This window comes from Sutcliffiella horikoshii, from assembly GCF_019931755.1.
GTDB classification, from domain to species: domain Bacteria; phylum Bacillota; class Bacilli; order Bacillales; family Bacillaceae_I; genus Sutcliffiella_A; species Sutcliffiella_A horikoshii_E.
Genome location: NZ_CP082918.1, coordinates 635,868 through 652,784 on the forward strand (window position 1 = coordinate 635,868; position 16,917 = coordinate 652,784).

15 protein-coding genes are annotated in these 16,917 nt (G+C 42.7%); 11 read left to right on the forward strand and 4 right to left on the reverse strand.

Annotated features, from left to right (window positions below; all coding sequences use genetic code 11):
* Nucleotides 1-100: 100 nt before the first annotated feature.
* Entirely contained in the window at nucleotides 101-2,083 is a 1,983-nt protein-coding gene (gene tkt, locus K7887_RS03430; protein WP_399209659.1) for a transketolase, read from the forward strand.
* A gap of 88 nt (nucleotides 2,084-2,171) precedes the next feature.
* Nucleotides 2,172-2,825, forward strand: coding sequence for a fructose-6-phosphate aldolase (gene fsa / locus K7887_RS03435; RefSeq protein ID WP_223492193.1), 654 nt, complete (start codon nucleotides 2,172-2,174; stop codon nucleotides 2,823-2,825).
* A gap of 528 nt (nucleotides 2,826-3,353) precedes the next feature.
* Here the strand turns inward: fsa and K7887_RS03440 are convergent.
* Nucleotides 3,354-3,905, reverse strand: a complete 552-nt coding sequence (locus tag K7887_RS03440; RefSeq protein WP_223492194.1) for a complement C1q domain-containing protein — start codon at nucleotides 3,903-3,905, stop codon at nucleotides 3,354-3,356.
* Between the two features lie 194 nt (nucleotides 3,906-4,099).
* Here K7887_RS03440 and K7887_RS03445 point away from each other — a divergent pair, with 194 nt between their 5' ends.
* Entirely contained in the window at nucleotides 4,100-4,282 is a 183-nt protein-coding gene (locus K7887_RS03445; RefSeq protein WP_223492195.1) for a hypothetical protein, read from the forward strand.
* Nucleotides 4,283-4,340: 58 nt separating this feature from the next.
* Here K7887_RS03445 and K7887_RS03450 read toward each other — a convergent pair whose 3' ends face one another.
* The gene (locus K7887_RS03450; RefSeq protein WP_223492196.1) at nucleotides 4,341-4,907 is read right to left on the reverse strand and encodes a GNAT family N-acetyltransferase; all 567 of its coding nucleotides are present in this window, start codon (nucleotides 4,905-4,907) and stop codon (nucleotides 4,341-4,343) included.
* Nucleotides 4,908-5,266: 359 nt separating this feature from the next.
* On the opposite strand from K7887_RS03450, the gene K7887_RS03455 reads away from it, so the two are divergent.
* The 4 genes from K7887_RS03455 to K7887_RS03470 all read left to right on the forward strand — a co-directional run bounded on the left by K7887_RS03455 (nucleotide 5,267) and on the right by K7887_RS03470 (nucleotide 10,042).
* Nucleotides 5,267-6,949, forward strand: coding sequence for a ribonuclease YeeF family protein (locus tag K7887_RS03455; protein ID WP_223492197.1), 1,683 nt, complete (start codon nucleotides 5,267-5,269; stop codon nucleotides 6,947-6,949).
* 50 nt (nucleotides 6,950-6,999) lie between these two features.
* The gene (locus tag K7887_RS03460) at nucleotides 7,000-7,308 is read left to right on the forward strand and encodes a hypothetical protein (protein ID WP_223492198.1); all 309 of its coding nucleotides are present in this window, start codon (nucleotides 7,000-7,002) and stop codon (nucleotides 7,306-7,308) included.
* A gap of 402 nt (nucleotides 7,309-7,710) precedes the next feature.
* The gene (locus tag K7887_RS03465) at nucleotides 7,711-8,415 is read left to right on the forward strand and encodes a hypothetical protein (RefSeq protein WP_223492199.1); all 705 of its coding nucleotides are present in this window, start codon (nucleotides 7,711-7,713) and stop codon (nucleotides 8,413-8,415) included.
* Nucleotides 8,416-8,818: 403 nt separating this feature from the next.
* Nucleotides 8,819-10,042 carry an MFS transporter gene (locus K7887_RS03470; protein WP_223492200.1) on the forward strand — a complete coding sequence of 408 codons (1,224 nt, stop codon included), beginning with the start codon at nucleotides 8,819-8,821 and terminating at the stop codon, nucleotides 10,040-10,042.
* Between the two features lie 180 nt (nucleotides 10,043-10,222).
* Here the strand turns inward: K7887_RS03470 and K7887_RS03475 are convergent, their stop codons facing one another.
* Complete coding sequence (locus K7887_RS03475) at nucleotides 10,223-10,900, reverse strand: CPBP family intramembrane glutamic endopeptidase (RefSeq protein WP_223493571.1); 678 nt, start codon at nucleotides 10,898-10,900, stop codon at nucleotides 10,223-10,225.
* A gap of 91 nt (nucleotides 10,901-10,991) precedes the next feature.
* Here K7887_RS03475 and K7887_RS03480 point away from each other — a divergent pair, with 91 nt between their 5' ends.
* A complete protein-coding gene (locus K7887_RS03480) occupies nucleotides 10,992-11,744 on the forward strand; it encodes a MerR family transcriptional regulator (protein ID WP_223492201.1) in 753 nt (250 codons plus the stop codon).
* Between the two features lie 78 nt (nucleotides 11,745-11,822).
* A complete protein-coding gene (locus tag K7887_RS03485; RefSeq protein WP_223492202.1) occupies nucleotides 11,823-12,218 on the forward strand; it encodes a VOC family protein in 396 nt (131 codons plus the stop codon).
* 69 nt (nucleotides 12,219-12,287) lie between these two features.
* On the opposite strand, the gene K7887_RS03490 is transcribed toward K7887_RS03485, so the two are convergent.
* Nucleotides 12,288-12,857 carry a TetR/AcrR family transcriptional regulator gene (locus K7887_RS03490; protein ID WP_223492203.1) on the reverse strand — a complete coding sequence of 190 codons (570 nt, stop codon included), beginning with the start codon at nucleotides 12,855-12,857 and terminating at the stop codon, nucleotides 12,288-12,290.
* A 262-nt stretch (nucleotides 12,858-13,119) separates the two neighbouring features.
* Between K7887_RS03490 and K7887_RS03495 the strand changes: the two genes are divergently transcribed.
* Together K7887_RS03495 and K7887_RS03500 are read left to right on the forward strand one after the other, a co-directional pair.
* Entirely contained in the window at nucleotides 13,120-15,063 is a 1,944-nt protein-coding gene (locus K7887_RS03495) for an efflux RND transporter permease subunit (protein WP_223493572.1), read from the forward strand.
* On the forward strand, nucleotides 15,063-16,868 hold the full coding sequence (locus K7887_RS03500) for a YhgE/Pip domain-containing protein (RefSeq protein ID WP_223492204.1): 1,806 nt from the start codon (nucleotides 15,063-15,065) through the stop codon (nucleotides 16,866-16,868). Before K7887_RS03495 ends, K7887_RS03500 begins: the two co-directional genes overlap by 1 nt.
* The last annotated feature ends 49 nt before the right edge of the window (nucleotides 16,869-16,917 follow it).

The following is a 16,917-nucleotide window of genomic DNA, read 5'->3' on the forward strand; positions in this document are numbered from 1 at the left end:
AACAATTTTAAAAAGAATGCAAGTGATTTATTGTCATGCATAAGCAGTCTACCAAAATATTATTTTCGGAGGAATGAATGTGATCACAGAAAAAGTGAGTATGGATCAGCTATCTATTCACACGATAAGAACACTTTCCATTGATGCAATAGAACACGTTGGATCAGGGCACCCTGGTATGCCGATGGGTGCAGCGCCAATGGCTTACACGCTCTGGACAAAGTTTATGAACTATAATCCCAGTAATCCGAATTGGTTTAACCGGGACAGGTTTGTTTTATCGGCAGGTCACGGCTCGATGTTGTTGTATAGCTTGCTTCATTTAACCGGGTTTGACATTTCAATAGATGATTTGAAGAACTTCCGGCAATGGGGATCTAAAACTCCAGGACATCCAGAATATGGTCATACTCCAGGGGTGGATGCAACAACAGGTCCATTAGGGCAAGGGGTTGCAATGGCAGTAGGTATGGCGATGGCTGAGAGACATTTGTCTTCAACCTATAACCGCGAAAACTTTCATTTAATTGATCACTTTACCTACAGTATTTGTGGAGACGGAGATTTAATGGAAGGTGTGTCAGCAGAAGCAGCTTCATTGGCAGGTCATTTGAAACTTGGAAAATTAATTGTATTGTATGACTCAAATGATATTTCTCTTGATGGTGATCTTGATAAATCATTCAGTGAAAATGTTGAAAATCGCTTTAAGGCCTATGATTGGCAAGTGATTCGTGTGGAAGATGGAAATGATTTAGAGGAAATTGCTAAAGCAATAACAAAGGCAAAGGAAAACACAAATCAACCTACTTTAATTGAAGTGAAAACAGTGATTGGCTACGGCTCTCCTAATAAAGGAGGGAAATCCGCTTCACACGGTGCACCTCTTGGAACTGACGAAATCAAATTAGTAAAAGAACATTACGGGTGGAACTACAGTGAAGACTTTCATGTACCGGAAGAAGTGAAAACAGCTTTTGCAGAACTGAAGAAATCCTCGGAATTAAAAGAGAAGTTTTGGAATGAACTTTTTTCAGAATATGAAAAGGCCTACCCAAGTCTTTCTGAAAAGCTACAATCAGCCATTAACGGAGAGCTTCCTAAAGGTTGGGATACTGGTATTCCATCCTATAAAGTTGGTGAAGACAAACTCGCTACCCGTGCTTCTGGTGGAGAAGTATTGAATGCACTTGCGGAAAATATATCTCAACTGTTTGGTGGATCAGCAGATTTAGCATCATCCAATAAAACCCTCTTAAAAGGAGAAGGTGACTTTAGTAGTGCTGATTATAGTGGTCGTAATATATGGTTTGGAGTCCGTGAATTTGGTATGGGAGCAGCTATAAATGGAATGGCTCTACATGGAGGTTTGAAAATCTTTGGTGCTACATTCTTTGTGTTCTCAGACTACTTACGTCCTGCTATCCGTTTATCAGCATTAATGAAGCTGCCTGTTACATATGTGTTTACACATGATAGTATTGCTGTCGGAGAGGACGGCCCGACACATGAACCAGTGGAACAATTGGCATCATTACGTTCCATGCCAGGTTTATCGACCATTAGACCAGCAGATGGAAATGAGACAGTAGCTGCTTGGAAGTTAGCGGTATCGAGTATAAGCGAGCCAACAGCCCTAATATTGACGAGACAGGATCTACCAACCCTTGCTGATTCTGAAAAAGCATATGAAGGGGTAAAAAGAGGTGCATATGTAATTTCTCCTGCAAAAGGTGAGATCAAGGGCCTTCTATTAGCTTCAGGTTCGGAAGTGTCATTGGCAGTTGAGGTACAGAAGAAACTGGAGAAAGAGGGCATTGATGTGTCAGTGATAAGTATGCCTAGCTGGGATCGGTTTGAAAAACAACCGAAATCCTATCAAGACAACGTGATTCCTAAACATATAAAGGCCCGTTTGGGTATTGAAATGGGTGCATCCTTCGGTTGGAGTAAATATGTCGGTGACTATGGAACTGTGGTAACCATAGATCAATTTGGAGCATCCGCACCGGGTGGGAAGTTGATGGAAGAATACGGATTTACCGTTGAGAATGTTATTACTCGATTTAAGAAGCTCCTATAATCAAAACAAATCATTGGATAATAAGAATAAAAGATCAGCAAAGTAGCCTTTCAATAATGTGGATTATTAATATTGGAGGAGAATATGGATGAAATTTTTTATTGATACAGCAAATCTTGAGGATATTCAAAAAGCTTACAAAATCGGTGTTTTGTCAGGTGTCACTACAAATCCATCATTAGTGGCTAAAGAGAACATCAAGTTTGAAGACCGTATTGCTGAGATTTGTCGAGAGGTGCCAGATGTTGAATCGGTTTCTGCAGAAGTTACACCCAATGCTATAACCGCGGAGGAAATGATTACCGAAGCGGAAGAATTAATTAATATTAATGAGGGTGATGATAAAATAACGATAAAACTCCCGATGAACTTAGAAGGTTTAGAAGCTTGTCGATATCTTTCAGGAAAGGGTGTTAAAACAAACGTAACCCTTATCTTTACGGTAAATCAGGCTCTTTTAGCTGCAAGAGCAGGGGCAACCTATGTTTCTCCATTTCTAGGAAGGTTAGATGACATTTCGGAAGATGGCGTTCTATTAGTTTCTAAAATTGCAGAGCTATTCCGTTTGCAGAAACTCGATTCTCAAATCATCGCGGCTTCCGTTCGTCATCCTGACCATGTAACCCGTGTAGCACTAGCCGGTGCAGACATTGCAACTATACCATTCCAGGTTATTGAACAAATATCTAAACACCCATTAACAGATCAAGGTATCGCAAAATTTGCAGCAGATTGGAAGTAGAGGGAGGGGCTTTGCTTCTTAGATTATTCCGAAAGAGATAGAATCGGTGCTTTTTTTTACTAAATTGCGAAGTATCTTGAAGTGCTACTGGGTAGACGGACCTCTCCCTACAACACGACGCCAGTGTGTCGCCGTGCCTGTCCCCTCAGTTCCTCCTTGGATGATTATTGTCGTTTTGACAGCGTTTCTATATCGACTTTTCCCGTTTAAGTTTATATAGTGGTATGATAGATCATCCTCAGGGGAACTTGGGGTGATGACGGGGTCAATTTTCACCTTTGTAATATTTGTGTGAATATAGACGTCTTCAGGTACATACATAATACGTTTTCGTAACGGCTTACGAACGTAAACAAAAAACGATTATCTTGTATGTTGACTCCTATAGTCTCACCAATGCTAACCGCTTATACCAACAAGTAGGAATGGATATTCAATCGCAAACGGCTCTATATATGAAGGAAATATAATAGGGGACGGTTTTTCTGCTTCTTAACGAAAATGGAAGCAAGAAAACCGTCCCTTCTTTTACGACACCTTAAATGCATCAAAGTTTGAGCTGAATCCGAAGTTTGGTATTTCGATGTCTGGTTCGATGTCACCGTCGACGGTGCTTTGGCCGAAGATTTCGACTAGGTCTCCAGCTTGCAGTTGGAGGACAGCGGAAACATTAACGACGTTGAGGTTTGAGGGTTGATTCCAGTAATCATTGTCGACTTGGACAGTGATGCCGTTAACAACAATGTCTGCTCTTGTTCGATATGGCACGTTTTGGCTTGGTGCAAAGGTGAAGCTTGCTGCTACATAATAGACTCCACTTTCACGAGGTACAAACGTAGAGTTAGTAGAGTTGTAGATATTACCGATATCAAACTGTTCTTCTTCAAACGTAATCTTGCTTGATTGACCTGCTGTCAAAGGTTGAGTGTCTGCTTTTAGTGCGCGGAATGCTGGTGTCATGCGCTCTCGACCACCGTCGCCGCATTTAACATTAATGGTGATGTCCTTGGAGTCTTTTTTATGATGGTGGAAAGAAGCAGTAGAAGGCGTTTCATCACTCTTGTAATGATAGTATTTCAATTTTCTCACCTCCTTATCGTTTCTATTAATATATGCACGCGGTGATAGATTTGATTGGGTTGAGGGGACAGGCACGCTGGCCCATTTTGAATGGTAGGAAAGTGGGTCATGGTGCCTGTCCCGACGACGTCGGTATAATTTCTCTTATCTTTTTCATACTAAGATTGAAAACGGAAAAAGGAGGGATACATACCATGGCAAAAAGAAGCGGAAAAACAGATGCGGAACAAAAGAATAAAAAAGGCTTTGATGCTAGCCAAACAGACGCTGAATTTTCTAAGGAATTAGGTAGTGCGGCAGCTAACCAAGCCCATAAAGACAAAGCGAAAAAAGAAAAGTCTTCAAAGAATCAAGGGGAATGGAACGGCATGAATTAATGGTAGAGGGGACAGGCACGGCGACCCAAGTGGGTCGCCGTGCCTGTTCCTAAAGCTCTTAATTAGCGTTCTTGTAATAAACTAAATGGTCGGTCCACTCGTCATTCTCGTATATGAAGCCTTTCCGAACACATTCAAATTCCATGCCAACACTTTCCGCTAATTTTACAGAAGGAGTATTATCCAGGTTAATGTGAGCCTCAATTCGGTGGAAGTTCAACTGTTGAAAAGCGATGTCAAGTGCTGCATTTACCGATTCTCTGCCGTAACCTACTCTCCAAAATTGATTATGAATGATATATCCAATTCTCCCCCAATGGAAATCATCTCTTGCAAGTGTGGAAAAATCAATCATACCGATGTGTGTGCCATCATTTTTTCTAAATACACCAAATATATGAGCTTTATCAGTTACTGCCAACTCTTGATGTTTATCTACGAGATTGTGAAACCATTCTAATGTACAAATGCTCATATCCAATTTTCCTTCATCATGACGATGTTGGGAAGGTAGCCGGTTTTCATATTCATTTAACCAGTTTTGATAGTCGTTTTTGTTTAACGGTCTTATTAATAATCTATCAGTCTCTGAAAAACACTCGAATTTTTCCTCTTTTGTGGTCAATGTAACATCTCCTCAGGGTGCTTTATTTATTTTATAGTCCAAGTTTTTGATTTATAAGCCACTTTTTCATTATATAGTCCATTTGAGGCCAGATAAATGCCATTCGATATAATATGATTGAAAATTTAGAGTTTCAGCTTTTCATAAATTGGGAATGTGAAAAAAAGGAAGTATACTAGAGCGAATGTTGTGTGACAACATGGAATTCCGTGTATCGAGATGGGAGAAAAGTTACAGGTTTTGGAGTAGGAGCTTGCTATCTAGGTAAAACATAAACCATAACACCTATTCTAAACAAGTTGGCAAATTGGTAAAATTAAACTAACTGTTTATAAATGAACGTGGGTGGTGATTGCGAAATGAAAATTTTAGAAGTAGAATCGCTTCATATGGACCTTCAATCCATGCTTGAAAAATTGGAGTTGCAGAAGGAAGCAGTGGAAAAAATACATAATGATGTCATGGAGATCGTTGGCCTGGAAGATTCCTTGAAAGGACAAGGTGGACAGGCAATTCGTGCGTTCTATCAGGACTGCCATGTTCCTTTTTTGACCTATTATCAATCCATGCTTGATGACTTCAAGAACACATTAAACGGGATGAAAAGTGCCCTCCAGTCGGTTGAACCATCAAGTTCAGGCTATATTAATGAGAGCTTTTTGCAGAACGATTTGCCGCGGGCACTGGATAATGCAAGGCGAATGACAACAGATTTAGCAAATGAAACAAATCAGGTCCTCTATTCTGTAAGCGACATAGTTTCCTTGCCTAATATTAGAGAAGATGGATTTGTCGATCAGGTCCGGATGGCCGAGAAGGATATTGACCAAACGCTTGAGAAACTGCATGTATTTGATCAGGAACAAACCAGGAAATTAGATGCTGTTTCAGAGAGTAGCCAGGTTGCATCCGGATATATTGAACAGATTAATTCCATGTTCACTGCGAAAAAAATCAGCATCAGTGGGTATGAATCGGGTTCGCTGCTTGAAAAGTTGGCGGATGAAGCGATTATGTCAGGGATTGACGGGTCCGGTGGTTCTTCGGGGACGGCGTTCAACAGGAATTCCATTAGTGAACGTGCACTGAATTTGTTGTTATCGCATGAAAGTAATATGGATTCTGATGGACCGGACTCAGGAGGACAGGACGAGTCGAAGAGTATTTTTCATGCCATTAAGGACGGCGCCTTTGATTCTTTCGCGCCTCTTGCGGTGTTGGTGGCAGCGCATAAGTCTAATCTTCTTCGTATTGAATACACGAAGAAGAAGAATCATTATACGTTTAAGTATAATAGGAAGGTTTTGCACTTTTTAAAAGGGAAAATTGGCCCTGAGTGGACGAGGAAGCTCATTCAAAAGTTTAATAGAACATCAAAAAGTTATAGAAATATAGAGAAAACATTAAAAGCTCAAAAGGCGAGTTTCCTAAAGGGCAAGGAATTCAAGGATCCTAGAACTGCGAGTCAGAAAGTAAAGGGAGGGGTCTGGAAGCTAGCAACGAAAAACCGACCTCTACATGAAAATGTTAAAAATAAGATAGTTAAACATTCTACTCGCGAAATGGTCATTCCAAAGGAAGCCTTTAAGAAAGTGGCGGCAAAAGCTTCAGGTGTCGGAGCCGCTATAGTTGGCACCTACTCCGCTGTAACTAGTATTGGCGACAGGTGGAGCGAAGGAGACGGTTTGCAAGGTAAGGAAAAATATAATGTACGCGGACGAGTGGTAGCAGAAGAGGTTAACAAAGTAGCAGGAAATGTAACTGGGGCAGCTGTCGGGGCTTACGCTGGGGCAGCAATTGGAGGCTTACTCTCTGGTCCATTCGCACCGTTTGGGGCTGCAGCCGGAGCCGTAATCGGTAGTGCTATAGGGGCCACAGTCGGTGAATGGGCGTCAAAGTACACTAATAAATGGGCAAGTGACGCTGGAGCTGCCGTTGGTGAGAAAATCCATGATGTGAAGGAAAAAGCCAAAGATGCATTAGATGGAGCTAAAGATGCACTAAGCGATGCCAAGGACTCATTATTCGGTTGGATGGGCTAATATAATTCAAAAAATAAATAAAGGTAGTGTTAAGGGATGCTAGATACGTAATGGGAGTTATTGCAACTATTTTTGGGATACTAGGAACATTTTTATTATTTAATTTTCTATTTGCCCTCTTATATACAATGAGCAAAACAGCAGGAAACGGTTTTTATCGATGGATCACTCATGACCTTGAATTCCTGATGATCTTGTCTGCTCCACTATTTGGGTTGACTCAGTTAGTGGCAAGCAGCACGTATGAGCGATTTAATTGGTTTATAGCGAGAGTGCTGATATTCTTATATGCCATTTTGGTTTTTGTTTTAGCGATTGTTTGCTTTATAGCATTTGGTCATTTTGCGGATATGCAGTGATTGAGTATGGAAGTAATGTAATTGGAGATGAGACAAAGGTAGTGTTTTAGGATGTTAGAAAGCTAATGGGATTTATTGAAACTATATACTTTGCGATTGGAGCAATTTTATTTACTAATTTCTTCTACGCCCTTTTATATTTACTTAGTAGAACAACTGGTGACTGGTTATCTGATGGGGTTAGTAAGTATGCAGATTGTCTGGGAGTTTTGTTGTTTTTCCCGTTTTTGGGATTGACGAATTTTTTAGCAATGCTTACTTATGATCGATTCAATTGGTTTGTAGCGCGGTTGGTGATACTTTTGTATGCCATTTTATTATTAGTTCTTTTTTTCGTTTTGATAATTCTAGTATCATGAAAAGAGAATATGAACGAGCCTGAAAAAGAAAGGAGTTACTCATATGATGTATACTCTTACTGCGGAAGAATACATACTATCGCTTTTATTGCTAGATGGGGCGGAAGTGGCCGCTTCGATAAAGGACGAAGTGTTCGGAGATATTTCGGATCAGCAATTGGAGTGTCGGCTGGATAGTGCGACAAGCGGCCTGATTTCTAAAGGGTTATTGTCGGTGGACCGTAATCAGGAAAAGGTGGATGAGCAGTTCCAGAAATTTTTGATGGGGCTGACCAAAGTTAAACGTATTATTCGTGGTCAAATAGCTACGGACGAAGGTGCCAGTACGGTGTCATTATTCTGCGGTGATAATATTACCGTTCAACAATCTTTGTATGATAATCGTGTTTTCAAGTTGTTTGGCGAGTCGGATGAGCAGAAGCTGAGCCAGTTGATGGACCTAAGTTTTAATAGAGTGGAAGGTCAGGCATTTTCTGTGAAAGAGCCTCAATTTGAAAAGGTTGTAGACAAATTGTTGGCTGGTAGGGAGATTACAGAGGAAGAATCCAGTTTGTTTGATCCTCAGTTTTTAGACGTGCTTGTGGCAAAGAAAGGAAAGTTGAATTCGTTGTATGATTATCGTCTTGGTGAGCAGGTAGCCATTGGTGCCCTATTGTATATTAGTAATGGTGGGCAGACATGGTTTATCGAAAACAATGAGGATAATTTGATTATTGCGCCGTATTCATTTGGGGATTTATTTGAATAATGGTTTTAAGGACAGGCACGTCGACCCGGTTGGAAGCAGGTGTGCCGGTTTCTATTATTAAAGTGGCGACTTCGCAGGTTTTGGGCGGGGTCGTTTTTTGTTGGGTTTTGTCGCTTCGCTTGTATTTGGGGGAGTTTGGACAGTAAAGTGGGTGCGACGGACAGTATTTGTGTTTTTTTCGACAGTATTTGGGTCACTTCCGACAGTAAATGGGTGTGTTTGGACAGTAAGTGGGATTTGTAGAGAAAAACTTTGGTGAACATTTGAAGGAATGTACCCCCTACATCTAAAGTCGTACCTATCCCATCAAAAAGCAGTACTCAAACTTCCTTCCTTAGCTGAATGTTGCCAAATTCTTCTTCATTTATGATGAAAGTATCAAAAGTGAAGAGGGAGAACGACTATGAACAGTTTATATAAGGACAGCAGGTTTCGGTATATTATTTTGGCAAATTTGGCTTCATCCATTGGGAGCGGGATCACGATGATTGCCATTCCGTGGCTGTTGGTGACGAGCGATAATGGCAATGAAGTGTTTGGTTATGTGGCAATTTGTATGACAATCATCAACTTTATACTTACACCGTATTTGGGGTATTTGATTGATAAAATTTCTAGGAAGAGAATGATTGTAAGCAGTAAGGTGGTCAGCCTCATCGCTCTGGCTTTATTTTCGGGAGTCGGTTTTGTCGGACTGGATTACGAGCTTTGGCATTACATTGTCATCTACATGATTGGCAGCTTGTACTACACGATTTTCTATCCGACGATGTTTGCTTTAAATCAGGAGTTGTTTCGTAAAGATCAGTTTAAGGTATTGAATGGCACGATGGAGGTGCAGGGACAGCTGTCGTACATGGTGGCTGGAGCAATAGCAAGTGTGCTTCTATTGAAATGGGACCTTCATTATATTTTGCTTCTCGATGTATTTACGTACGCGCTTGCAATCTACTTTTTTGTGAAGATACCTTATCGGAGGAAGCTTCCAGGGGTAGCAGTTTCCAAGGGTTCCAAGGTGAGCGCATCTGCGGCTATTGGTTTTATGAAAAGGGAGCCAGCCATGTTTCTGTTTTTGCTGGCCTCGTCCTTGCCGTTCATTGGGGTGATGCTCACAAACTATCTGTTTCCTGTTTACTTAGCAGATGTGTTAAAAGTGGAGGGGAATATTTATGGAATCCAGGGGATGGTGTATGGGCTGGGGGCCGTACTAGCTGGGATTTTTATTCCAATTGCGGCGCGGAAATTTGAGGATTCGAAGCTAGTGGCAGGGACGATGATTCTTTTTACGATGGCGATTTCAATTATGGTGTACTTACCTGTTGGAGGCTATCTATTCATGATGCTGTTGATCGCCCTTGGTAACAGCGGTGCAAGAGTGGCACGGAATGCGTTCATGATGGAGCGGATTCCAAATGAGATTATCGGCAGGGTCGATGGTTTGTTGAGAACAGTGGGGCTGTTGTTGCGGATTGTGTTGTTAGGCATGTTCACTGGACTTGTTTCCATGGGGCAAATTATGATGTGTTTTACGATTTTGGCAGGGATTTTGCTGGTTGCTTCAAGTTATGTGGTCGTGTTTTCGCGGAAAAGTGTTGGAGTTGCTGGTCAGGAGATCGTAAAAGTGTAAAAGGAGCCGAGATTCGTGGCTCCTTTTGGTTTTGATGGGGGTGGCGTGGTGATTTATCCGCGACTTTTTGAATTTATCCACGACTTTAGCCCATATAAACGCCATTCGACAAATACCGACACGTGCACCCCCATTAATTTTGAATAAATTCCCTCAAACTGGGTCGGCGTGCCTGTCCCCTCAGCCCACCACCGTCAACACCACCGCCAACCCGTTAAACACCGCATGAATAATCATCCCCGGAACAATCGAACCCGACTTTTCATAAGTCCAGGCAAAAATCACCCCTGAAAGAAAGTTGACCGGCAGCGTGTTGTAGGTCGGGATGTGCACGATGGTGAAAATGAGCGAGCTGACGATAAGACCTGCCCCCACGCCCCATTTCCCACGAATCCACTTATATAAGAATCCGCGGTAAAATATCTCCTCGTAGATAGGGGAGATCACGGCGGCTGAAAGAAAGGCGATGGTGAACGTGAACCAGGTGACTTGCAATTTCAGGGATTCTGTCTTGCTGTTATCGACTCCGATACCCAAAATATCCATAGCAACAACCAATAGAATACTAGAAACAATTAATACGACCGACCACACCGGAATCCATTTCCAGTAGCTTTTAGGAAACGATCGGAGGCCGACTTCCTCCCATCTCAATCCATGTGGCTTAAGTGCAACCAAGTACACACTTAGTGTAAAAATGATGGACATGATGAGACCTGTCATGGTGCCTGCGTAGAGTGTGTTCTCGAATGCTTGCAATAAAAACCGGTGCATCCAAAACTCAATAAAAATCGGCACGAAAACGAGTGCCATTAATAGTAGTGGGATCATTTCTTTTACATTCCATTTTGTGTTCATTTTCAATGTGATTTCCTCCAGATATTTTGTATGATAGATGTAGGATAAATGGTGACGTTACGTAACCTGCAAGTAGTTTAGGAGGGAATGTATGAATTATTTTTCATCGGGAGAGGTTGCAAAGAAATTGGGGGTATCTTTGCGTACAGTACGCTATTATGACGACATTGGGTTGGTAGAACCGACAAGCAAGGATGACAGTGGAAGGCGGCTTTATTCGGCAGACGATATCCTCCAGCTTCAAAAAGTAATCCTATTGAAGGAAACTGCCATGCCTTTGAAGGATATTCAAAAAGTCTTGAATCAGATTACGATGGAGCGGATCCTTCTTTTACATAAGGAAAAGTTAGTGGGAGATCTTGAACGGTTAAGTCTGTCGCTCGATCACACGCATTCTCTGTTAAATATGCTGAAGCTTGAAAAGGACATTCAATGGGAACACCTTATTCCTTTGCTGGGAGAGGACTTGGAAGGGAAGCGTCAGCAGCGTGTGGAAGCGATGGAAGGGATGTTCAGCGAGGAGGAGCAAGCAGTATTGCAACGAAACTTGCCGAAGTTAGAGGACAATCCGGTGGAGGTAACAAAGTGGATCAACATCATTAAGCGGATTGAGCTTTGTCTTGCAGATGGGAAAAAGCCAGATTCAGTTGAAGGACAGCTGATTGCGGAGGATGTGATGATTTTGTCTGAGGAGACCTTTAAGGGTAATGCAGAACTGGCGGAGAAATTCTGGGATGCGAGAAAATCGGAAGAGGCTTCTAATGAGTTGGGGTTCTATCCAGTGAGGCAGGAAGTGTTGGAGTTTTTGGAAGCTGCCATGAAGGAGATTTCCCTATCTTCATAACTAGTTATTGAACCCTTGTCCATGAATGATTTAAGATAGAGAAGTAATGAAAGCGGTTTATCCGATAGGAGGGGTACGATGGGGAGATTAGTTCATTTTGAAATTCATGTGGATGACATGGAGCGTGCAAAGAGGTTTTATGGAGAGGTGTTCGGTTGGTCGTTTCAAGATTGGAGCGAATACGCCGGGACACCGTATTTTGGAGCTGTGACTGGGGACGAAGGGGAGCCTGGTATTAACGGTGCGTTGATGCAACGTAAAGGTGTTGCGCCTGAGGCCAATCAACCTCTAAATGGGTTTTCCTGCACAATGGGAGTGGAAGAGTATGATGCCACGGAAAAGTTGATTCTTGAGCATGGCGGAAAAGTGGCAGTGCCAAAGTATGCGTTGCCTGGAATGGCGTGGCAGGGGTACTATGTGGACACCGAAGGCAATGTGTTTGGTATCCACCAGCCAGATCAGAACGCGAAATAGAGAGAGTCGAAGAAGACAAGACCGCATGTGTAGGTCTTGTCTTCTTCGTGTGTCGGCGTGCCTGTCCCCTCAGCCCACCTGTCCTCTCAATCCACGGTTCAAAAACTCATTCAATAACCCCGCCATATCCTTAGGCGTCTTATTCATCCCACTCTCCAACCAGTTCTTTATCATATAAATACTTCCACTCACAAAGAATATACTTAAGTATTCGAAGGTTTCTACATCGATTTGTTTACTAGGAATAAAATTCTTCAGTATGTATTCCTTCGCAATCATCATGCCTTTTTTCTGGAATTGCACTTCGGTGTTTTCGCTCAGCAATATCTTGCAGATATCACTCTTAGATGCGATGTATTCAAAGATTTTCTCGGTCATTTGGTATGCCTCGTCTTCTTTTGAGAAATTATATTGGTTAAGCGTTTTGACCATGTCTACGGTGAACTCATCGTCGATGGCATCCAGCAGGTCGTATTGACTGGAATAGTGGGCATAAAAGGTGGAGCGATTTATATCGGCTTTTGTACATATTTCTTTTATTGTAATGCTTGCAATGGATTTTTCCTTCAGCAAGTCCAGTAAACTTTCCTTTAGCACTATACGTGTGTACTGCTTTCTTCTATCCATTTTTTCGCTCATCTTCCTCACTGCCTTTCATAAAAAACAACACAATAGAATGATTTGTTGTCTATCTAACATCCGGAACACAACTGTTTGTTGTATACCCAACACGGTGTCTAATATAATAATAAGATGAAAAGGGGTACGACACAAGAGAGGATGAACAACGATAAATATTGCATCACGTATTATAAAACATAAAAAGGCTGTTTTGATTGTGTTTGCGTTGGTGACCATCATCTCGACCGTGGCGCAGTTTTTTGTCTCGGTCAATTATAATATGGTAGATTATCTGCCAGATGATGCCCAGTCAACAAAGGCAATGGAGATCATGGAAAAAGAATTTACGGGCTCTGTACCGGATACGCGGGTCATGATATCCGATGTGACGATACAGGAAGCCGTTACGTATAAAGAAAAATTAGAAGCCATTGATGGAGTGGCAGAGGTAATCTGGCTCGATGATGTAGTCGACTTGAAAACCCCGCTCGAAATAGCGGATCAAGAGATGGTCGAAAGCTACTATAAGGATAGAAATGCCTTGTTTTCCATCAGTGTCCGAAGTGGGGATGAGGTAGCCATTACGGATGCTGTTTATGAATTGATTGGCGAAAAAGGTGCCATTGCTGGGGAAGCGATCAATACGGCGACCTCACAGAAAATGGCGGGGAACGAATCGATGTATGCGGCCATGCTGCTTGTGCCAATCATTATTTTCATTCTAATCATTTCCACAACATCTTGGGTGGAACCGGTATTCTTCCTGACGGCGATTGGCGTGTCCGTCTTAATCAACTTAGGAACAAACATCTTTATCGGTGAGGTTTCCTTTGTGACGCAGTCAGTGGCGCCGATCTTGCAGCTCGCCGTATCGCTTGATTATGCGGTGTTCTTGTTGCACAGTTTCAGTGATTATCGTAAAAAAACAAACAATCCTGAAGAGGCCATGGAGCTAGCGATGAAGAAGTCGTTCCCTGCCATTACAGCAAGTGCGGCGACAACATTTTTCGGATTTATTGCGCTTACGTTTATGGAATTCGAGATTGGATCTGACCTTGGGTTGAACCTGGTAAAGGGAATCGTGCTGAGTTTTATCAGTGTAATGGTATTTCTCCCAGCATTGACGCTTTTCTTTTATAAATGGATGGATAAGACGCAGCATAAGAGCTTTATTCCAAGCTTTGAGGGAATCGGGAACTTCGTGGTGAAATTAAGGTTTCCAAGTTTACTTATCGTACTCGCATTATTGGTCCCTGCGTTCCTCGCGCAGACGAACACCTCTTTTACATATGGATTTGGTGAACTTCCAGACCATACGAGAGCAGGTGCGGATTATAACAAAATCAACGAATCCTTTGGGGAAATCACACCGATTGTGCTATTGGTGCCGAAAGGTGAGGTGGCAAAAGAGGAGGAGCTTGTGGCAGAGCTTGAGTCCATGGATTATGTCACAAGTGTCGTGTCTTACGTGAACATGGTGGACCCGGTGATTCCGCCAGAGTACTTGGATGAAGAAGTACGAAATGAATTTTATTCGGAAAATTATAGCCGGATCGTTATCAACACCAACCAGGCGACAGAAGGGGACATTCCTTTTGCGATTGTGGAAAATGTGGATAGAGCCGCAACCGAGTATTACGGTGATTCCGCGCTCAGCCTTGGGGAGAGCGTGACGTTGTATGATATTAAAAACACAGTGACAAAGGATAATATCTTGGTCAATGTATTGACTGTCGTGACGATTGCCATTGTGTTATTGATTGGTTTCCGGTCGATTTCGATACCGGTTGTCTTGTTATTGGCAATTCAGTCGTCTGTGTGGATTAACTTGTCGATTCCGTATTTCTCGGAAACCTCGTTGGTCTTTGTTGGCTACTTAATCATCAGTACGGTGCAGTTAGCGGCAACGGTGGATTATGGAATCTTGTTTACAGAGGCTTACACGCACCATCGAAAGGAAATGTCTGCGAGGAAGGCAATTATTAAAACGTTGGATGAGAAGACCTTCTCGATTTCTATTTCGGCAGCCATCCTTTCAAGTGTCGGTTTTATTTTATGGATTACGTCTTCTAACCCGATTGTCGGTTCAATCGGTCTGTTGCTTGGAAGAGGGGCGTTGCTGGCGTTTATCATGGTGCTGTTCTTCCTGCCGGCGATGTTGCTTGTGTGTGATAAATTCATCAAGAAAACGACCTATAAGTCCAATTTTAAAGAGGAGAAGTGATGATGAGAAAGAAAAAACTACTTTATGTTACACTTGCCGGCATGATTTTCTTGCCTTCATTTCTTGGCAATGTGAGTGGCGTTTACGCTGAGGACCAACGGAATGTCCGGACTAAGGAAGAGGTGGTCTATGCCACGCTGAAAGCAAACGGAGATCTTGGCCCAATCTATGTCGTGAATACGCTTGATGTTGCGAAAGCGGGGGAGATCCTCGATTTCGGTGATTATAAAACGGTGAAAAACTTGACGGACATGACCGAGCTTGAGCAAGAAGGCGAGCGTGTGGTGGCCGATGTGGAACAGGAAGGAAAGTTCTACTACCAAGGGGACTTGGAGGAAGGAACAGAACTTCCATGGGATGTGACGGTTACTTATTTTTTGGATGGTCGTGAAGTGAATCCTGCAGAGCTTGCCGGGGAAAGCGGTCATGTGGAAATACAGGTGGAGACGGCGGCAAACAACAACGTTGCACCTGTCTTTTATGAAAATTACTTGCTTCAGGTTTCCTTAACTATGCCGAATACGTATCAGAATATCGACGCATCCTCTGGTGGCATGCAGGCGAATGTCGGGAAAAATAAACAAATCACATTTACTGTGATGCCTGGAAAAGAAGAGCAGCTTCGTGTGGAGGCTGATGTGGAAAACTTTGAATTCAATGGTGTCGAGATAGCTGCAGTCCCATCCAGCCTTCCGATTGATACAACCGGAACGGAAGGGATGACCGATGATATGGCAGAGCTGTCTGATGCCATCGGGCAATTGAATGATGGTGTTGGCCAGCTGCAGGACGGGGTTTCTGAGTTGAATGGTGGTGCCGCGAAACTTCGTGATGGTTCTGCACAATATAAAAGTGGAATCAATCAGCTGAATGGTTCCTCATCTGAGTTGATTGGGGCTTCGAGCTCGATAAAAGAAGCGTTAGGAACGATTAACCGGGAACTATCCGCTGGTGCGGCTGACGTTGATTTAAGCAGTTTGACTGAGTTACCTGCAGGTTTGCGTGAGCTTGCGAAAGGTTTGAATGATACGGCAGACGGACTCGGAAAATTACAAGAGAACTACGCTACGGCGTATGTTGCACTAGACGGTGCGATTACGGAAATACCTGCTGGCGACCTATCCGAGGAAGAGATTGCCGCTTTGTATGAGAGCGGAGCAGACCCTGCAGTTGTGGATAAGTTAGCAGCCAACTATGCAGCTGCGCAAAAAGTGAAAGGAACTTATGCACAGGTGCAAGAAGCATTTGCTGCAATTGAGCCATCACTTACACAGGTTGATGGAGCAGTAAGAGGGATGAGTGGCACGTTGACGACGATTGCTGATGAGCTTTCCGCCTCATTAGAGGAAACTGATTTGAGTGGGTTTGCTGAGCTGACGAAAGGGTTGGAAACATTGGCAGCCAACTATAATCAGTTCCATTCAGGACTTGTGAGTTATACAAATGGTGTTGGCGAGCTGTCCACATCCTATTCACAGCTTCATACAGGCTTGATTGGCTTGACGGATGGTACGAGTGAATTGTCATCTGGAGTGGATGAGTTATCTGAGGGAACGGAGGAATTGTACTCTGAAACCAAAGATCTGCCTGCGAAAATGCAAGCTGAGATTGACAAGATGATTCAGGAATACGATAAATCGGACTTCAAGCCGGTGTCGTTTGTATCTGAAGAGAATGAGAAAGTTACTTCCGTACAGTTTGTCATTAAAACGGAGGCAATCAAGATGGAAGAGAAGAAAACGAAGGAAGCGGAGCCTGAGAAGAAGAAGGGGTTCTGGACTTTGTTGAAAGAGTTGTTTAAGTAATAAAATGAGGGAGGTCTCTACAAGTACACAGTAGAAACCTCCCTTTTAT

Excerpts from the sequence above, each read along its gene's own strand:
- tkt (WP_399209659.1), top strand. The coding sequence starts at position 101 with ATGGATCAGCTATCTATTCACACGATAAGAACACTTTCCATTGATGCA.
- fsa (WP_223492193.1), top strand. The coding sequence starts at position 2,172 with ATGAAATTTTTTATTGATACAGCAAATCTTGAGGATATTCAAAAAGCT.
- K7887_RS03445 (WP_223492195.1), top strand. The coding sequence starts at position 4,100 with ATGGCAAAAAGAAGCGGAAAAACAGATGCGGAACAAAAGAATAAAAAA.
- K7887_RS03455 (WP_223492197.1), top strand. The coding sequence starts at position 5,267 with ATGAAAATTTTAGAAGTAGAATCGCTTCATATGGACCTTCAATCCATG.
- K7887_RS03460 (WP_223492198.1), top strand. The coding sequence starts at position 7,000 with ATGGGAGTTATTGCAACTATTTTTGGGATACTAGGAACATTTTTATTA.
- K7887_RS03465 (WP_223492199.1), top strand. The coding sequence starts at position 7,711 with ATGATGTATACTCTTACTGCGGAAGAATACATACTATCGCTTTTATTG.
- K7887_RS03470 (WP_223492200.1), top strand. The coding sequence starts at position 8,819 with ATGAACAGTTTATATAAGGACAGCAGGTTTCGGTATATTATTTTGGCA.
- K7887_RS03475 (WP_223493571.1), bottom strand. The coding sequence starts at position 10,900 with ATGAACACAAAATGGAATGTAAAAGAAATGATCCCACTACTATTAATG.
- K7887_RS03480 (WP_223492201.1), top strand. The coding sequence starts at position 10,992 with ATGAATTATTTTTCATCGGGAGAGGTTGCAAAGAAATTGGGGGTATCT.
- K7887_RS03485 (WP_223492202.1), top strand. The coding sequence starts at position 11,823 with ATGGGGAGATTAGTTCATTTTGAAATTCATGTGGATGACATGGAGCGT.
- K7887_RS03490 (WP_223492203.1), bottom strand. The coding sequence starts at position 12,857 with ATGAGCGAAAAAATGGATAGAAGAAAGCAGTACACACGTATAGTGCTA.
- K7887_RS03495 (WP_223493572.1), top strand. The coding sequence starts at position 13,120 with ATGGTAGATTATCTGCCAGATGATGCCCAGTCAACAAAGGCAATGGAG.
- K7887_RS03500 (WP_223492204.1), top strand. The coding sequence starts at position 15,063 with ATGATGAGAAAGAAAAAACTACTTTATGTTACACTTGCCGGCATGATT.